Origin of the sequence: Paenibacillus sp. GM1FR (genome assembly GCF_002803315.1) — a bacterium.
GTDB lineage: Bacteria > Bacillota > Bacilli > Paenibacillales > Paenibacillaceae > Paenibacillus > Paenibacillus amylolyticus.
Window position 1 is genome coordinate 53,661 of the sequence record NZ_MKZL01000020.1, and the last position, 15,348, is coordinate 69,008.

General features: G+C 47.4%; 16 protein-coding genes and 1 rRNA gene. 16 read left to right on the top strand and 1 reads right to left on the bottom strand.

Features of this window, described 5'->3' with window-relative positions; translation table 11 throughout:
• Nucleotides 1-4: 4 nt before the first annotated feature.
• The 14 genes from hslO to PAEAM_RS15345 all read left to right on the top strand — a co-directional run bounded on the left by hslO (nucleotide 5) and on the right by PAEAM_RS15345 (nucleotide 13,533).
• Entirely contained in the window at nucleotides 5-925 is a 921-nt protein-coding gene (gene hslO / locus PAEAM_RS15280; protein WP_047844508.1) for an Hsp33 family molecular chaperone HslO, read from the top strand.
• 23 nt (nucleotides 926-948) lie between these two features.
• Nucleotides 949-1,899 carry a peptidyl-prolyl cis-trans isomerase gene (locus PAEAM_RS15285; RefSeq protein WP_100528134.1) on the top strand — a complete coding sequence of 317 codons (951 nt, stop codon included), beginning with the start codon at nucleotides 949-951 and terminating at the stop codon, nucleotides 1,897-1,899.
• A gap of 344 nt (nucleotides 1,900-2,243) precedes the next feature.
• Complete coding sequence (gene cysK / locus PAEAM_RS15290; RefSeq protein WP_036668448.1) at nucleotides 2,244-3,182, top strand: cysteine synthase A; 939 nt, start codon at nucleotides 2,244-2,246, stop codon at nucleotides 3,180-3,182.
• Between the two features lie 140 nt (nucleotides 3,183-3,322).
• Nucleotides 3,323-4,930, top strand: coding sequence for an anthranilate synthase component I family protein (locus tag PAEAM_RS15295; protein ID WP_100528135.1), 1,608 nt, complete (start codon nucleotides 3,323-3,325; stop codon nucleotides 4,928-4,930).
• A 70-nt stretch (nucleotides 4,931-5,000) separates the two neighbouring features.
• Nucleotides 5,001-5,576 carry an aminodeoxychorismate/anthranilate synthase component II gene (pabA, locus tag PAEAM_RS15300; protein WP_036606106.1) on the top strand — a complete coding sequence of 192 codons (576 nt, stop codon included), beginning with the start codon at nucleotides 5,001-5,003 and terminating at the stop codon, nucleotides 5,574-5,576.
• Between the two features lies 1 nt (nucleotide 5,577).
• Complete coding sequence (locus PAEAM_RS15305) at nucleotides 5,578-6,462, top strand: aminotransferase class IV (RefSeq protein ID WP_100528136.1); 885 nt, start codon at nucleotides 5,578-5,580, stop codon at nucleotides 6,460-6,462.
• A complete protein-coding gene (folP, locus tag PAEAM_RS15310; protein WP_100528137.1) occupies nucleotides 6,459-7,322 on the top strand; it encodes a dihydropteroate synthase in 864 nt (287 codons plus the stop codon). Before PAEAM_RS15305 ends, folP begins: the two co-directional genes overlap by 4 nt.
• 117 nt (nucleotides 7,323-7,439) lie before the next feature.
• Nucleotides 7,440-7,802, top strand: a complete 363-nt coding sequence (gene folB, locus PAEAM_RS15315) for a dihydroneopterin aldolase (protein WP_036606103.1) — start codon at nucleotides 7,440-7,442, stop codon at nucleotides 7,800-7,802.
• Between the two features lie 9 nt (nucleotides 7,803-7,811).
• On the top strand, nucleotides 7,812-8,360 hold the full coding sequence (gene folK, locus PAEAM_RS15320; RefSeq protein ID WP_100528138.1) for a 2-amino-4-hydroxy-6-hydroxymethyldihydropteridine diphosphokinase: 549 nt from the start codon (nucleotides 7,812-7,814) through the stop codon (nucleotides 8,358-8,360).
• Nucleotides 8,321-8,515 carry a helix-turn-helix domain-containing protein gene (locus PAEAM_RS15325; protein ID WP_036668438.1) on the top strand — a complete coding sequence of 65 codons (195 nt, stop codon included), beginning with the start codon at nucleotides 8,321-8,323 and terminating at the stop codon, nucleotides 8,513-8,515. The genes folK and PAEAM_RS15325 overlap by 40 nt, the downstream gene beginning before the upstream one ends.
• 98 nt (nucleotides 8,516-8,613) lie before the next feature.
• On the top strand, nucleotides 8,614-9,633 hold the full coding sequence (dusB, locus tag PAEAM_RS15330; protein ID WP_100528139.1) for a tRNA dihydrouridine synthase DusB: 1,020 nt from the start codon (nucleotides 8,614-8,616) through the stop codon (nucleotides 9,631-9,633).
• Nucleotides 9,634-9,884: 251 nt separating this feature from the next.
• Nucleotides 9,885-10,364 carry a transcription elongation factor GreA gene (greA, locus tag PAEAM_RS15335; RefSeq protein ID WP_036606099.1) on the top strand — a complete coding sequence of 160 codons (480 nt, stop codon included), beginning with the start codon at nucleotides 9,885-9,887 and terminating at the stop codon, nucleotides 10,362-10,364.
• 115 nt (nucleotides 10,365-10,479) lie between these two features.
• Nucleotides 10,480-11,991: a lysine--tRNA ligase gene (gene lysS / locus PAEAM_RS15340; protein ID WP_076329924.1), complete on the top strand. Its 1,512-nt coding sequence runs from the start codon at nucleotides 10,480-10,482 to the stop codon at nucleotides 11,989-11,991.
• Between the two features lie 204 nt (nucleotides 11,992-12,195).
• A complete protein-coding gene (locus tag PAEAM_RS15345) occupies nucleotides 12,196-13,533 on the top strand; it encodes a TrkH family potassium uptake protein (protein WP_076320270.1) in 1,338 nt (445 codons plus the stop codon).
• An 85-nt stretch (nucleotides 13,534-13,618) separates the two neighbouring features.
• On the opposite strand, the gene PAEAM_RS15350 is transcribed toward PAEAM_RS15345, so the two are convergent.
• Entirely contained in the window at nucleotides 13,619-14,209 is a 591-nt protein-coding gene (locus PAEAM_RS15350; RefSeq protein WP_100528140.1) for a TetR/AcrR family transcriptional regulator, read from the bottom strand.
• A gap of 86 nt (nucleotides 14,210-14,295) precedes the next feature.
• Here PAEAM_RS15350 and PAEAM_RS15355 point away from each other — a divergent pair, with 86 nt between their 5' ends.
• Nucleotides 14,296-14,847, top strand: a complete 552-nt coding sequence (locus tag PAEAM_RS15355; protein ID WP_036606096.1) for a hypothetical protein — start codon at nucleotides 14,296-14,298, stop codon at nucleotides 14,845-14,847.
• Nucleotides 14,848-15,287: 440 nt separating this feature from the next.
• Nucleotides 15,288-15,348, top strand: a 16S ribosomal RNA gene (locus tag PAEAM_RS15360); the annotation flags it as partial.

Genomic DNA, 15,348 nt, shown 5'->3' on the forward strand with positions numbered 1-15,348 from the left:
TATTATGGCGATACGCCAAAGGAGGCTGAATGACTTGGAAAACAACAACAAGCATGACCGGTTAATTCGTGGTACAGCAATGAATGGAAAGGTAAGAGCCTTTGCTATCCAGACTACGGAACTGGTTGAGGAACTACGCAGAAGACACGATACGTTTCCCACGGCTACAGCTGCCATGGGGCGTACGGTTACAACAGCAGCCATTATGGGTGCAATGCTCAAAGGTGAAGAGAAGTTAACGGTACAAGTCAACGGTGATGGGCCCATTGGACAGATTGTAGCTGATGCCAATGCGAAAGGCGAAGTACGAGGATATGTTTCTAATCCGCATGTACATTTGCCAAGCAATAGTGTGGGTAAACTGGACGTTGCAGGCGCGGTTGGAACGGAAGGTTTCATCAACATAACGAAGGATTTGGGACTGAAAGAACCATATCGTGGCAGTGTGCCTATTATTTCAGGAGAACTGGGCGAAGACTTCACGTACTACTTTGCGCAATCGGAGCAAACCCCTTCTGCTGTAGGCGTTGGTGTGCTCGTTGATACGGATAATTCCGTTATTGTCTCAGGTGGATTCATTATGCAGCTGTTGCCGGGATTGACAGATCCAGAGATCACGGCGATCGAAAACGCCATTAGTACGTTGCCGCCAGTGACGACGTTGCTGGAGCAGGGACTTGAATTGGAAGAGTTGCTTCGCCGATTGTTGCCAGATGTACAAGTGATGGAAGGATTGGATATTCATTTTAGCTGTGAGTGTTCACGTGAGCGGGTAGAGAAGACACTAATCAGCCTGGGCCAAACGGAGATGGAGCAATTAATTGAAGAAGAGGGCCAGGCTGAAGTGGTCTGCCAATTCTGTAATGAAGCCTATGACTTTAACAAAGAACAACTTGAGACCATCCTAGAGCAAGCCAAGAACTGATCTATGCGGGGACGGGATGCGGAATGACAAGACAGGAAAAAGGGTTGTGGACGGCTGTAATTGTCTTGACGCTAGGTATGCTGGTCATGGGTAGTGTGATGGCTATGCATGGTCTCAGACAGGGCAAAGACGAGGCAGATGCATCCCATGATGCTAATACGGAAGAAGGAAGCACCGTAGCGACGATCAACGGAGAAGTTATCACGGACAAAGAGTGGACCGATGCGCTGAAAAGACGCTATGGCAGCGAGTTATTACTCCAGATGTTAAACCGTAAAGCAGTATTTGCCGAAGCAATTGAACGCAAGCTGATCGTCACTCCCCAAGAGATTGCAAGAGAACTTGCCGCCGCGATGGATGGGTACGATTCAGAGAAATCATATTTTGACGAAATGAAGTCTCAATTGGGCCTGACGAAACAGGAACTTGAGTTGGAAGCCGGCTACAGGCTGCTGCTTGAGAAAATCGCAACGATCGGCATACAGATCAAGGATGCAGATATTGAGCATTACTGGACTGAACACCGTGAGGATTACGTTTCCCCCGAGAAATATGACTTGTCCATCATCGTAGTGAAGGAAGAAGATGAAGCCGATTCCTTACTGGATGCGTTGGAGAAGGGGGAGGACTTTGAAGAAGCTGCTCGCAGTCAATCGACGGACAGCTTCTCTCGTGATGCTGGTGGCAGGCTGGGATGGATTGAGCGGAATGATCCATTCCAGTCAGAAGAAATCCTTCAACTTGCTGCCGGGCTGGATGTAGGCGATATTGCCGGACCGGTTCGAGTGGAAGAAGGTTATGTTATTATCAGACTTAATGATAAAGAAGAACGCCAGGTGCAATCGGCCGAAGAGGTCCATGAGGAGATTCGAATGCAACTGGCTCTGAGTAAGGCTGATCCGTTGCCGCAGGTAGAGCAAATGCTGCGTAACAAGTATGAAGCCGTAATCCTGTCCGAGATTCCTGCCTCCTGAATTCAATGGAGAAGATTGTATAGTACTGCTGCATCTTGATAAAAATACTCTGTCTGCGGTCTTAGGGCCAAAGGCAGAGTATTTTTTTTGAGTACTCATATTGACAATAAGGGTTAACGTTGATAAGATGAAAATAATAAATACCTACTCGTTTACTCGGATATAAAAGATTTATTTATGAACAAAGAAACTTTCGGAAACCTCCGCCCTGCTAGAAATCTTGGCAGTAAGGGATAGGATCAACAGGATTTCCGCAGTTCTTCTATAACAGCTAGAGGCTATCGGCCGCACAGTATAGGTTAACAGGACTCAAGTTTTATTCATCCACTAAGGAGGGCATTCATATGGCTAAAGTAGTTAATAACGTAACAGAACTCATCGGAGGTACTCCGCTTGTTCGTCTGAACCGTATCGTACCTGAAGGCAGTGCTGAAGTATTCGTGAAGCTGGAGTACCAGAATCCAGGTTCAAGCGTGAAAGACCGTATCGCAATTAGCATTGTGGAAGAAGCGGAAAAAGAAGGCAAGCTAAAACCAGGTGATACCATTATCGAAGCAACAAGTGGTAACACGGGAATTGGACTCGCGATGGTGGCTGCAGCCAAAGGTTACAAGTCCGTTATTGTAATGCCTGAGACGATGAGCTTGGAGCGTCGCAACTTGCTTCGTGCGTATGGTGCTGAGCTTGTGCTTACACCTGGAGCTGAAGGTATGAATGGTGCTGTTAAAAAAGCCGAAGAACTGCTGAAAGAAAACCCTTCCTATTTCATGGCTGAGCAATTTAAAAATAAAGCCAACGTGAAGATCCACCGTGAAACGACTGGCCCTGAGATTGTTGAAGCAATTCAATCTGTAGGCGGTACGTTGGATGCTTTCGTTGCAGGAATCGGTACAGGTGGAACAATTACAGGTACAGGCGAAGTGCTGAAAGAAGCTTTTGCTGGTATTAAAATTGTTGCGGTTGAGCCAGCAGCTTCGCCAATTCTGGCGGGCGGCAAACCAGGACCACATAAGATCCAGGGGATTGGTGCCAACTTTATCCCTGAGATTCTGGATCAGGAAATCTATGATGAGATCATTCACATTGAGAATGATGATGCATTCGAGACGGCTCGTCAGGTAGCGAAGGAAGAGGGCATTCTGTCTGGTATTTCTTCCGGTGCGGCGATCCGTGCAGGTCTTCAGGTTGCGAAACAGTTGGGTGAAGGCAAGCGCGTGGTCGTAATCGTGCCAAGTAACGGCGAACGTTACCTCAGCACACCTCTTTACAACTTCGAAGGCTAAGTCTACAAATGACAAAACCAATCCTCCTTGCCCGTATGACGGGTATGGAGGATTTTTGGCGTAATGCTTTTAAAAGGGGCGGCGCTTTAGTATACTATCAGACAATAGAACTAGCGACAGATGGAGGGCGGCACACCGCAATGACACACCTGATGACAACATACGCCGACTGGATGGAGTGGGCTGAACAAGGCTGGACCATGATGCCCTATATGACGAAGTCGGATGAGGGACCGTATCATGGCGGTTTACCGTTATCGTGGGAGGCAGCCTGGGAGCAGGCATCACCATACGCAATTGTGCTGGAGAATGGCAAAGGCGGGAGATATACATTTCTGGGGTTAGACCCCGTATCCGTTATTTCCGGCAAGGGTCAAGAAGCGGTTATTCATGATGTGACGCAAGGAGCCACCTCGACGGACAGCGGCAAGCCGCTTGATGTATTGAAGAGATGGACTGCCCCGTATAGTGCACCCAAGGTTAATGGGGCTCCAGACTTTGGGGGTGGATACGCAGGTTATCTCAGCTACGATGTAGCAAGATCATTGGAGAAGCTCCCAGATTTGGCTGAGGATAACCCGGCTCTGCCGGATTATTGGTGGATGCGCTTTGAAGAAATATGGGCGTATGACCATGAGCAGCAGGCACTTTTCTGCATGGTTCATCTGGCTATAGAGCCTAACCGGAACGAAACGGATATCCGTAGTCTATATTCAGCGGCAGAAGCACGAGCGACAGCGATGCAGAAACGTTGGCTTCATATTATGGGGGCTGCACAGGCCGAGGAACAACAGCAGGCACTGGAACGCCGCAACAAGCAGGTCAATCGTACCCCGCAGCCTGAAGATGCGGAAAGGGAATCGGAAGGATGGGAAACCTCCTTTCCCCAGGAGGACTTTGAACAAGCTGTGCGTACGGTACAGGAATATATCAGGCAGGGCGATGTGTTCCAGGTGAACCTGTCCTTGAGACAGGAAAAGCGGCTTCATTCGAGCGCTGAGCATATTTATGAATGGCTGCGCCTTGTGAATCCATCACCGTATATGGGAATGCTGCGTAGTCCAGACTTTCAACTGGTAAGCGGATCTCCCGAGCTTCTGGTCAAAGTGGAGAATGGCAAAGTCAGTGCACGTCCCATCGCAGGGACCCGAAGAAGGGGCCGGGATGAAGCAGAGGACAAAGCTATGGCGGATGAACTGCTCAGCAGTGAGAAGGAACGGGCGGAGCATATTATGCTCGTTGATCTGGAACGGAATGATATCGGACGGATTGCAGCCTACGGTTCGGTTCATGTGCCTGAATTGATGACCATCGAGAAGTATTCCCATGTCATGCATCTCGTTTCCCAGGTGGAAGGCAGGCTGGCAGAAGGGTTATCCGTATTTGATGTGATCGCTGCGACATTCCCGGGTGGAACGATTACAGGAGCCCCAAAAGTCCGCACCATGGAGATTATCGAGGAACTTGAGCCTGTGCGGCGTGGGCCTTATACGGGTTCCATCGGGTGGATGGATTACAGTGGGAATATGGAATTGAACATCGTCATTCGTACACTTGCCATTAAGGACGGTATTGGTTATGTACAGGCCGGGGCAGGGATTGTTATTGATTCCGATCCATATCGGGAATACAAGGAATGCCGCAACAAGGCAAGAGCCATGATGAGAGCTGTGAATTACAGCGAAGAGGCGGAAGCAAGCAGAGCTATTGAACAAGAACAAGCGAAAAGAACAGAAGCTGTTAACTAAACTAAACTAAAATAAAATAAAACGAAGCAACCGTCACTTGCATTGACGGAAGATGAGGAGGAGCAGGCATATGATACTGGTTATCGATAATTACGATTCTTTCACGTATAACCTGGTTCAATATCTGGGTGAACTGGGCGAGACGGTGGAAGTTCGCCGCAACGACGAGATTGATCTGGCAGGCATAGAGGCACTGGCACCTGATCATATTCTGATCTCTCCGGGCCCGTGTACACCGAATGAAGCGGGCATTAGTCTGGCAGTCATCGATCATTTCAAGGGAAGCATTCCGATCTTTGGTGTGTGCCTGGGGCATCAGTCCATTGGACAAGCGTTTGGTGGCAATGTCATTCGTGCGGAGCGTATGATGCACGGCAAAACATCCGAGATGCACCATAACGGGACATCGGTATTTGCCGGATTGCCATCTCCATTCACAGCTACCCGTTACCACTCCCTGATTGTGGAGCGCAGCAGCTTGCCTGACTGCCTGGAGATTACAGCGGAGACAGCTGAAGGTGAAATTATGGGTCTGCGTCACAAAGAATATGCGATTGAAGGGGTTCAATTCCACCCGGAATCCATTATTACAGACCATGGTCATCAGATGCTTCGTAACTTTTTGTCCCAACAAGTGAAGGTTTAACATGCAATATGCCGCGATAAACGGAGAGTTGGTCAATATGGCGGCGGCCGTGGTTCCTGTAACGGATCACGGCTTTTTGTACGGACTTGGACTGTTTGAGACGTTCCGGACGTATCAAGGTGTCCCATATCTTTTGGAACGGCATCTGGAGCGCATGGCTTCGGGGTGTAAGGAACTTGGCATTCCTTTTACAACGACCGCCGCAGAGGTGACAGGTGGGCTTCAACGTTTGATGGATGCGAACGGACTTCGGGATGCGTATGTGCGATACACGGTATCAGCCGGTGAAGCACCGCTAGGCTTACCTTCTGGTGATTATTCGAAGCCGAATCATATTTTACTGGCAAAAGCATTACCTGATCCTTCTCCCTCTTTATATGAGAGTGGAAAAATGATTCAACGGTTGTCTACACCTCGCAACACGCCCGAAGGAGAAGTTCGGTTCAAGTCGCTGCATTACATGAACAGTATTCTGGCGAAACGGGAGCTTAATGGATACGGGCAGCATGTGCAGGGTGCAGAAGGGCTACAATTAACCCGGGATGGTCATATAGCGGAAGGGATCGTCAGCAATGTGTTTTGGGTACGGGAAAATGTTCTCTACACGCCAGCACTCTCAACCGGCATTCTGCCGGGTATCACGAGAGCTGTGGTAATGGAGATTGCCTCGCAGCAAGGAATCCCCTGCATAGAGACGTTAGCTTCCTGGGAGGATCTCCTGCAAGCAGATGAAATATTTCTAACCGGCTCGGTGGCCGAACTGGTTCCGGTGACAACTCTGCGGGATCAGGACGGAGCCGAAACGATAATTAGCAACGGACATATTGGCCCGGTTACAGCAGTCCTTCTGGGTATGTACCGGCAGAAAGCGGGGTATACTTCATGACACTTACACCTGTCATCTATGAACGGAACTATGCATGGGGGCCAGCTGAATTGAAGCTGGGTACAAGAACACAGATTATGGGCATTCTTAACGTCACGCCTGACTCGTTCTCGGATGGTGGACGTTATACCAACGTGGAGCGGGCGGTTGCCCATGCCAAGCAGATGATGGAGGATGGGGCGGACCTGATTGATATCGGCGGGGAGTCCACCCGGCCAGGTTCAGATATTGTGGGCGCCGATGAAGAGCTTAGCCGGATTATTCCGGTTATTGAAGCATTGCATCAGCAAGCCCCTGACATTCCGATATCGGTAGACACGTATAAAGCCGATGTTGCACGTCAGGCTATTCTGGCAGGTGCCCATATTATTAATGATGTGTGGGGTGCCAAGGCAGATGCAGATATGGCCCGCACGGCAGCAGAGCTGGGGTGTCCCATCGTTCTGATGCATAATCGGCAGGATCGAAACTATACCGATTATCTGGGTGATGTCGTGAGCGATTTGCAGGAGAGCATACAGATTGCGTTAACAGCTGGCGTGAAAGCAGACCAAATTATCCTGGACCCGGGCATTGGTTTTGTGAAGGATCTCGGAGAAAATCTGAAGCTCATGTCATCGCTCGGTTTGCTCAATGAAATGGGATATCCCGTTCTGCTAGCCACCTCACGCAAAAGATTCATCCAGAACACCCTGGATGTCGGGGCGGATGATGCGCTGGAAGGAACGGCTGCGACCGTTGCATTTGGCATTGCCCAAGGCTGCCAGATGGTTCGGGTTCATGATGTGAAACCGATTCGGCGGACGGCAGACATGTGTGATGCCATGTTGTATGCTTCTCCGGGTATACGGAGGAAATAATGCTGGCGGGTCCCTGGTGACCCGTCCAGTGGAAGCGCAGCGTTTTTCAAAGGCGAAGCTAAGGCATAACTTCAAATAGATTAAAATTTCAATATATATAGAGGGCAGGCGGATCGTATGGATAGAATGGTATTGCATCGTATGGAGTATTACGGATATCATGGTGTTTTTGCAGAAGAACGGAAGCTTGGGCAGCGGTACTATATTGATCTGGAGATTGATATGGACCTGGGTGAGGCCGGACGTAACGATGATCTGACCAAAACGATTAATTATGCGGAGATCCATGAGCTGGTGAAACAGATTGTAGAGAATAAATCATTCCAGTTAATTGAAGCTTTGGGCGAACATATTGCATCTTCTTTACTAGACACTTATACTATTATCAATGCATTGACAGTCAAGGTGACGAAGCCACATCCGCCATTCGATATTCATTTTGAGGGCGTAACGGTAGAGCTTCGCCGCACAAGAAAGTGAGAACCGATCATGATTGCACATTCGACCTCTGAATCTTCAGAGGCTTATATTGCTTTAGGGGCCAATTTGGGTGACCGGGAACAGACGCTGTTTGAAGCATTGTCTTTGCTGGATGAACACCCTTATATATCCGTTCTGCGTTGTTCTGCGCTATATGAGACGGAGCCTGTAGGATATGTAGATCAGCCTGCTTTTCTGAATATGGCAGTCGCCGTGCAGGCGATGCTGACACCTGAGCAGTTGCTTACGGAATTATTGGATATCGAGAATCGACTCGGTCGTGTTCGTGATATTCGCTGGGGACCGCGCACCGTTGATCTGGATCTGCTCTGGATGCAAGGTGAGACGCGAGATACCGAATTGCTTCAATTGCCTCATCCTCGTATGGGAGAACGGGCTTTTGTGCTGGTCCCACTGTCGGATATCGTACCGGAGGGCGAGATTTCAGGTTTGTATACCTTTGTACACTCATCGTTGTCTGTACTGGATGGAAAGGATGGAATACAGCTTTGGAAAACATGCAATTGGCCAACCGAATCCGGGCATTCCGGAAGCTGAAAGGTTTAACACAACATGAACTTGCGGCCGAGACCGGCATCTCGCTGGCCATTCTGGGAACCATTGAACGGGGAAACCGTAAGGTATCACAGCAAGAACTCGATCGAATTGCTGGTGTGCTGGCAATCAGTATCGAGGAGTTGCGGGGCAACTAGGACCGTTTCGGTTTCGCCATGTTACAACAACCAAGACACCGATCAAACTTTATATCGTGATATATATACAGAATTAAAAAAGGAGTGGAACGACTACCGTGCTTAACATTGGTGGCATTGAAATGAAAAACCAGGTCGTACTTGCGCCGATGGCTGGCGTATGTAATCCGGCTTTTCGTTTGATCGCAAAAGAATTCGGAACAGGTCTCGTATGCGCGGAGATGGTGAGTGGCAAAGCCATTGTCCATGGCAACCAGCGTACACGTGAGATGTTGTTTGTAGATGAACGTGAGAAACCGCTGAGCCTTCAGATTTTTGGGGGAGATCGTGATTCCCTCGTAGAAGCAGCCAAAATCGTGGACAAAGAAACCAATGCAGACATCATCGATATTAACATGGGATGCCCTGTGCCAAAGGTAACGAAATGTGATGCCGGTGCACGTTGGTTGCTTGATCCGAACAAAATCTATGAGATGGTATCCGCTGTTGTGGACGCGGTGGAGAAGCCGGTGACGGTCAAGATGCGTATCGGCTGGGATAACGAGCATATCTTCGCGGTGGAGAATGCACTCGCGGTTGAACGAGCTGGTGGACAGGCGGTAAGTGTACACGGCCGTACGCGTGAGCAACTTTATACAGGCACAGCTGACTGGTCACACATCAAAGATGTAAAAGAAGCTGTCTCTATCCCAGTGATCGGCAATGGTGATGTCCATACACCAGAGGATGCACGCCGTATGCTGGATGAAACGGGTTGTGACGGAGTTATGATCGGTCGTGCCGCCCTGGGTAACCCATGGATGCTGTATCGTACCATTCAATACTTAAGCACGGGGAAATTGCTTCCTGACCCGAATGGCGAAGAGAAGATCCGTGTTGCCATCCTGCATATGGATCGCCTGATCGCATTGAAGAATGAGACAGTTGCCGTACGCGAGATGCGTAAACATCTGGCTTGGTATTTGAAAGGCCTGAAAGGATCTGCCCGCATCAAGGATGTTATTATGGAAGGAACCAAGCGGGACGAGATGGTACAGATTCTGGAGAGCTTTGTGAGTCAGCTGAAAAGCGAAGGTAATTTGGAGTCAGAACCGGTAATCACCGGAAATGCATCTTAATTATAAACGCTTCTGTAAAACGTTTACACCTATAGGGGACGTAACATTGACTTTTCGAGATCGTTCCCCTATAATTTCTCAGTATAAATTCGCCATGTGCGTTAATAAGGCTATAGCATCAGGAGGAATATTCTATTTCTCTGGAGAACTTCATATAGTTTTGAAGATGTATGCGAGCGGAGCTCTGTAACAAGCACTGATTCCGTTGCCGTACAATCAAATTTATTCCCATGACAGGAGAATCGGTTGAGATGAGCGACAAGGAAGTTATCCTTACACCAGAAGGACTCAAGAAGCTGGAAGAAGAATTGGAAACATTGAAATCAGTGAAGCGCCGCGAAGTGGCTGAACGGATTAAGGTAGCCATCGGGTATGGAGATATCAGTGAAAACTCTGAATACGAAGACGCGAAGAATGAGCAAGCTTTCATTGAAGGACGTGTAATCACGTTGGAGAAATTGCTTCGTAACGCGCGGATTATTAACAGCGACGAGATCGATACCGATGCCGTAAGCGTGGGTGCAACCGTCACTGTAGAAGATCTGGAGTTTGGCGACATCACGGAATATACGATTGTAGGTACTGCGGAGGCAGACCCGCTTCAGAACAAGATATCGAATGAGAGCCCTGTAGGTAAAGCGATTCTCGGCAAGAAAAAAGGTACAGTTGTTGATGTAAGTGTGCCTGCTGGCGTAATTCAATATAAAATTATGGACATTAAAAAGCTATAGCAATGAAGCAGTTGGGCACGGTAAACAAAAGCTTCCTTAGGGAAGCTTTTTCAACATTAGAGGAAAACGTCCTCTCGCGATGCCTGCAATGTAAATAAGGAGATGAATACAGATCATGACGGATGAAGTCTTGAATCAGGAAACCGAACTTAGCGAGCTTTTACAAATTCGCCGTGACAAATTGGACGAGCTCCGCAAATTGGGAATCGACCCTTTTGGCCAAAAATACGTACGTACCGAAGAAGCCGGCTCCATTCTGAAGAAGTATGAAGAACTGACCAAGGAAGAGCTGGAAGAGAAGCACATCGAAGTCAGTATTGCCGGACGGATTATGGCGAAGCGGGGAATGGGTAAAGCAAGCTTCGCACATATTCAGGACCTGAGCGGCAGAATCCAGATCTATGTTCGTCAGGATAGCGTGCCTGAAGACAAGTATGCGGCATTTAGCTTGCTGGACCTTGGCGATATCGTTGGAATAACAGGTGTGATCTTTAAGACCAAAACAGGTGAAACTTCTGTCAAAGTGAAAGATCTTGAAGTGCTGTCCAAATCGCTCTATCCTCTTCCGGATAAATTCCATGGTCTCACTGACGTAGAGCTGCGTTACCGCCAGCGTTATGTTGACCTGATTATGAGCCCGGACGTACAACAGACCTTTATCGCACGTTCCAAAATCATTCAATCGATGCGTCGTTACCTGGATTCCCTTGGATATCTGGAAGTGGAAACACCTACGTTGCATACGATCGCAGGAGGAGCGGCAGCACGTCCGTTCATCACACATCACAATGCGCTGGATATGGAACTGTACATGCGGATTGCGATTGAACTTCACCTGAAACGTCTGATTGTTGGCGGACTGGAGAAGGTATATGAGATCGGTCGTGTATATCGGAACGAAGGTATGTCCACACGTCACAATCCAGAGTTCACAATGATTGAATTGTATGAGGCATATGCCGACTACAAGGATATTATGCAATTGACGGAGAACCTGGTTGCTCATATTGCACAGGAAGTACTGGGTACGCAAGTGATCCAGTATGGAGATTATGAAGTAGATCTTACGCCACAGTGGCGCCGGGTTACGATGGTGGATGCAGTTAAGGAAGTTGTAGGCGTAGACTTCTCCGTACACATGACGGATGAGGAAGCACACAACTTGGCGAAGGAACATAAGGTTCCTGTTGAAAAACATATGACATTTGGTCATATTTTGAACGCGTTCTTTGAAGAATTTGTAGAAGAGACGTTGATTCAACCGACATTCATTATGGGACACCCTCTTGAAATCTCACCACTGGCGAAGAAAAATGATGTAGATCCGCGCTTCACGGATCGCTTCGAATTGTTCATCGTTGGACGCGAGCATGCCAATGCCTTCACAGAGCTGAATGATCCAATCGATCAGCGTCAGCGCTTTGAAGCACAGATGCTGGAGAAAGAACATGGGAACGACGAAGCTCATGAGATGGATGACGACTTCATCCGTGCGCTCGAATATGGTATGCCACCAACAGGCGGATTGGGAATCGGGGTGGATCGTCTGATCATGTTGCTTACCAACTCCCCGTCGATTCGTGACGTACTGCTCTTCCCGCACATGCGTCCTCGTACGCAAGATTAAATAAGGAACGTAGGATACGTTCATAATAGAAGAGGAACCTGCCGTTCAGTATCATGCTGGGGCAAGTTCCTCTTTAGGTTTACATAGACGCTAAAAATAAAGTTTGTCAGAAGGCCTTTGCTCACAGCACATCATTAGGGTAACACCGCGTCTTGAAATTGTTAGATCAACCTGTTCGTATTTTTGTTAAAAGAGGTGCCCTTCATGAAGTTCAGGCTTCACTTTGCCAAATTCTTATCTCCTCCGTTAATTCTGGTCGGTGGTTTTCTGCTTATCATTGCGATTGGAACGGTGCTTCTCATGTTGCCAATCTCCAACCAAAGCGGTATGCATTTGGCGTTTATTGACGCGCTCTTTACATCCACCTCTGCCGCATGTGTAACTGGACTTGTCGTTGTGGATGTAGGGACGACCTTTAATTTGTTTGGTCAGTTCGTCATTATGGTATTAATGCAGCTTGGTGGACTCGGATTCATGACCATGGCTACTCTCTTTGCACTTGTATTGGGCAAGCGAATCTCACTCAAGGACAGGTTATTACTCAAAGAAGCCATTAATGCAGACAGTATGGAAGGGATAGTACGCATTATCCGCAAGGTCTTGATTTTCTCTTTTACCATTGAAGGGGTGGCGGCTGTCATATTAGCGCTGCGCTGGGCAACGGAGATGCCATTGGGTCAGGCCGTATACTATGGAATATTTCATTCCGTTTCATTGTTTAATAATGGCGGCTTTGATTTGTTCGGCAACAGCTTTCAATACTACACCGGAGACTGGATATTCAATGTGACTGCTTCTGTGCTCGTTGTCTCTGGTGGACTGGGTTTTGTTGTATTGAATGATCTGTTCGAGTATCGCAAACGCCGCCGTTTGTCTCTTCAGTCCAAACTGGTACTGTCTGTATCCGGAGCGCTGATCGGTATAGGAGCGATTGTGTTGTTTGTTTTCGAATTCACCAATGGACATACACTGGCTTCACTCACATGGAGCGAGAAGATCTATGCGTCCTTCTTCCAGTCTGTCTCTACACGTTCGTCGGGAACGAGCACAATCGATATCACGGAGATGAGGCAGGCTACCCAATTCTTCTTCATTCTGCTGATGTTTATCGGGGCTTCCCCAGGATCGACCGGGGGCGGAATCAAGACAACTACATTCCTGATCATGATTGGTGCAGTGTATGCCATGATTCGGGGAAATAAGGATATTGTGTTTTTCCGCCAGCGTGTTCCGAAAGAACTGCTGATGAGGGCGTTGACCATTATTATGGTTTCTCTGATCATATTCATGATCGTGGTGATGCTTCTGCTTACGACAGAGGATGCGCCATTCCTTTCACTGATGTTTGAAGCTGCATCCGCAATCGGTACCGTAGGTCTTTCTGTGGGAGTGACTGATGAGTTGACCAATTGGGGAAAAATCATTATTACCTTTACCATGTTTGTAGGTCGGATTGGGCCATTAACCATCGCTTATGCCCTTCGTCCGCGCAAAGAGAAGAAACTGTATCGTCATCCGGAGGGCCGGATCATTATCGGATAAAAAGAAAAACCGTCAGACATTCAGAACTAACTCCTGTTATCGTAACGGGCCTTAGTCACAACGAATGTGCTGCGGTTTTTTTGGTTTAACGGCACAAGGAAGCAAGATGCAAAGTGAGAACATCGTCCATGAGCTTGGCATTCATCTGATCCGGTCTAAGCACGGTATGTATGCCTAAGCCATCTACCAGTGCATACAATCTCTCGATCTCCAGTTCTTTGTCCAGATCAGGTCTGGAGAGGTCGTGCTTTATCAGGTAGGTGATAACAGAACCTACAGCTTGTCTGAGTTCATCATATACGGTATTAGCAAGTTCTTTGAGTGTAGAATCGGTTTTCGATCTGGCTGTAAAAACGTACCACACCTCCATTTCGGCCAGTTTTTCTTCCGTGTTTGGTAAGAATTCGATCAATAGGCATTTCATATTGTCCATGGGAGAGCCGGTAAAGGACATTTTTTGGACTCGATGAGACACCCGTTCAGATACCAAATTCATGGCATATCGTAGTAGTTCCGATTGAGTAGAAAAGTAGTGACGCATCGAACCGACCGAAACTCCAGCTTCTTCAGCAATATTCCGAACAGAGGCCTGTTCCATGCCTTCTCTTCGTATAATACGCCAAGCTGCCTCGGCCACGAGCACGCGCTGTTTATCGTGATCAACAAGTTTAGGCATAGGCATATTATATCACTGTTGATTATTATAGTACACACGTGCTAAATTAAATTTAATACATTTGTATCAAAAAAGGAGAGGCTGAAATGATTGGTTATTTCATTATAGGTTGTGAGATTGCCTTTTGGGTGTTTGTGTTCGCAGGTCTGAGTGTCAGGTATCTCCTTGGCATGAAGCGAATAGGCATCGGTTTGTTAATGGCGACGCCGGTTATCGATCTGTTATTGCTGGTAGCTACAGTTATGGATCTACAGCGAGGAGCTACAGCAAGTATGATTCATGGTATAGCTGCGGTGTATATAGGAGTAAGCATTGCCTATGGTCACCAGATGATCGCTTGGGCGGATCGATATTTCCTATATTGGTTCAAAGGTGGAGAAAACCCTCGTAGTAACAAGTTATATGGTAGAGAACATGCGAGTCGTGAGCGTAGTGGATGGTTTAGACATCTATTGGCTTGGGCTATAGGAAGTGCTTTTTTATTGGCCATGATATGGTGGATTGGAGATGCTGAACGTACAGCTGTTTTCAATAATTTGATCAGAGTGTGGGGAATGATACTCGGTATCGATTTTCTGATAAGTTTTAGTTACAGTTTATGGCCAAGAAAGGTTCCTGCTAGGAATGTTAAACGTTAAAGTAAAAATGGACGTGTGTATGAACTTGCTAAGTTGGGAGAATACCATATGTACGTCCGTATTAGATCAAACCGATTGTTATTATAGTTTTAAAAAAAGACTTGCATTCAATATCTGTACATGGTATATTCTAAGTCCGGCCAAGAAAACACAGTTTACACGGTGCGGCAAGCAAATGAAATAAGCTTCGAAAGAAACTTAAAAAAAAGAGCTTGCAAAGTTGGTTCGGATGTGATAAGATATAAAAGTTGCTGAAGAGAACAACATTCGGCAACAAAATAAGTTTGATCTTTGAAAACTGAACAACGAGTGAGTAAACATTCTGCTTGCAGAATGAAACGCGAAAGTTTGATCCAAGCCTTGGCTTGGATCGGCTGGAGCACAAATGAGATTTTTAATCTCGTCAGATTCAAAATGAGCTTATCGCTCTTTTCAATACTTTATTGGAGAGTTTGATCCTGGCTCAGGACGAACGCTGGCGGCATGCCTAATACATGCAAG

Bases quoted from the DNA above. Each gene is read 5' to 3' on its own strand.
- folP (WP_100528137.1), top strand. From the start codon at position 6,459: ATGACACTTACACCTGTCATCTATGAACGGAACTATGCATGGGGGCCA.
- PAEAM_RS15350 (WP_100528140.1), bottom strand. From the start codon at position 14,209: ATGCCTAAACTTGTTGATCACGATAAACAGCGCGTGCTCGTGGCCGAG.
- pabA (WP_036606106.1), top strand. From the start codon at position 5,001: ATGATACTGGTTATCGATAATTACGATTCTTTCACGTATAACCTGGTT.
- folK (WP_100528138.1), top strand. From the start codon at position 7,812: ATGATTGCACATTCGACCTCTGAATCTTCAGAGGCTTATATTGCTTTA.
- PAEAM_RS15345 (WP_076320270.1), top strand. From the start codon at position 12,196: ATGAAGTTCAGGCTTCACTTTGCCAAATTCTTATCTCCTCCGTTAATT.
- PAEAM_RS15325 (WP_036668438.1), top strand. From the start codon at position 8,321: ATGCAATTGGCCAACCGAATCCGGGCATTCCGGAAGCTGAAAGGTTTA.
- greA (WP_036606099.1), top strand. From the start codon at position 9,885: ATGAGCGACAAGGAAGTTATCCTTACACCAGAAGGACTCAAGAAGCTG.
- lysS (WP_076329924.1), top strand. From the start codon at position 10,480: ATGACGGATGAAGTCTTGAATCAGGAAACCGAACTTAGCGAGCTTTTA.
- PAEAM_RS15305 (WP_100528136.1), top strand. From the start codon at position 5,578: ATGCAATATGCCGCGATAAACGGAGAGTTGGTCAATATGGCGGCGGCC.
- folB (WP_036606103.1), top strand. From the start codon at position 7,440: ATGGATAGAATGGTATTGCATCGTATGGAGTATTACGGATATCATGGT.
- PAEAM_RS15355 (WP_036606096.1), top strand. From the start codon at position 14,296: ATGATTGGTTATTTCATTATAGGTTGTGAGATTGCCTTTTGGGTGTTT.
- hslO (WP_047844508.1), top strand. From the start codon at position 5: ATGGCGATACGCCAAAGGAGGCTGAATGACTTGGAAAACAACAACAAG.
- PAEAM_RS15295 (WP_100528135.1), top strand. From the start codon at position 3,323: ATGACACACCTGATGACAACATACGCCGACTGGATGGAGTGGGCTGAA.
- cysK (WP_036668448.1), top strand. From the start codon at position 2,244: ATGGCTAAAGTAGTTAATAACGTAACAGAACTCATCGGAGGTACTCCG.
- PAEAM_RS15285 (WP_100528134.1), top strand. From the start codon at position 949: ATGACAAGACAGGAAAAAGGGTTGTGGACGGCTGTAATTGTCTTGACG.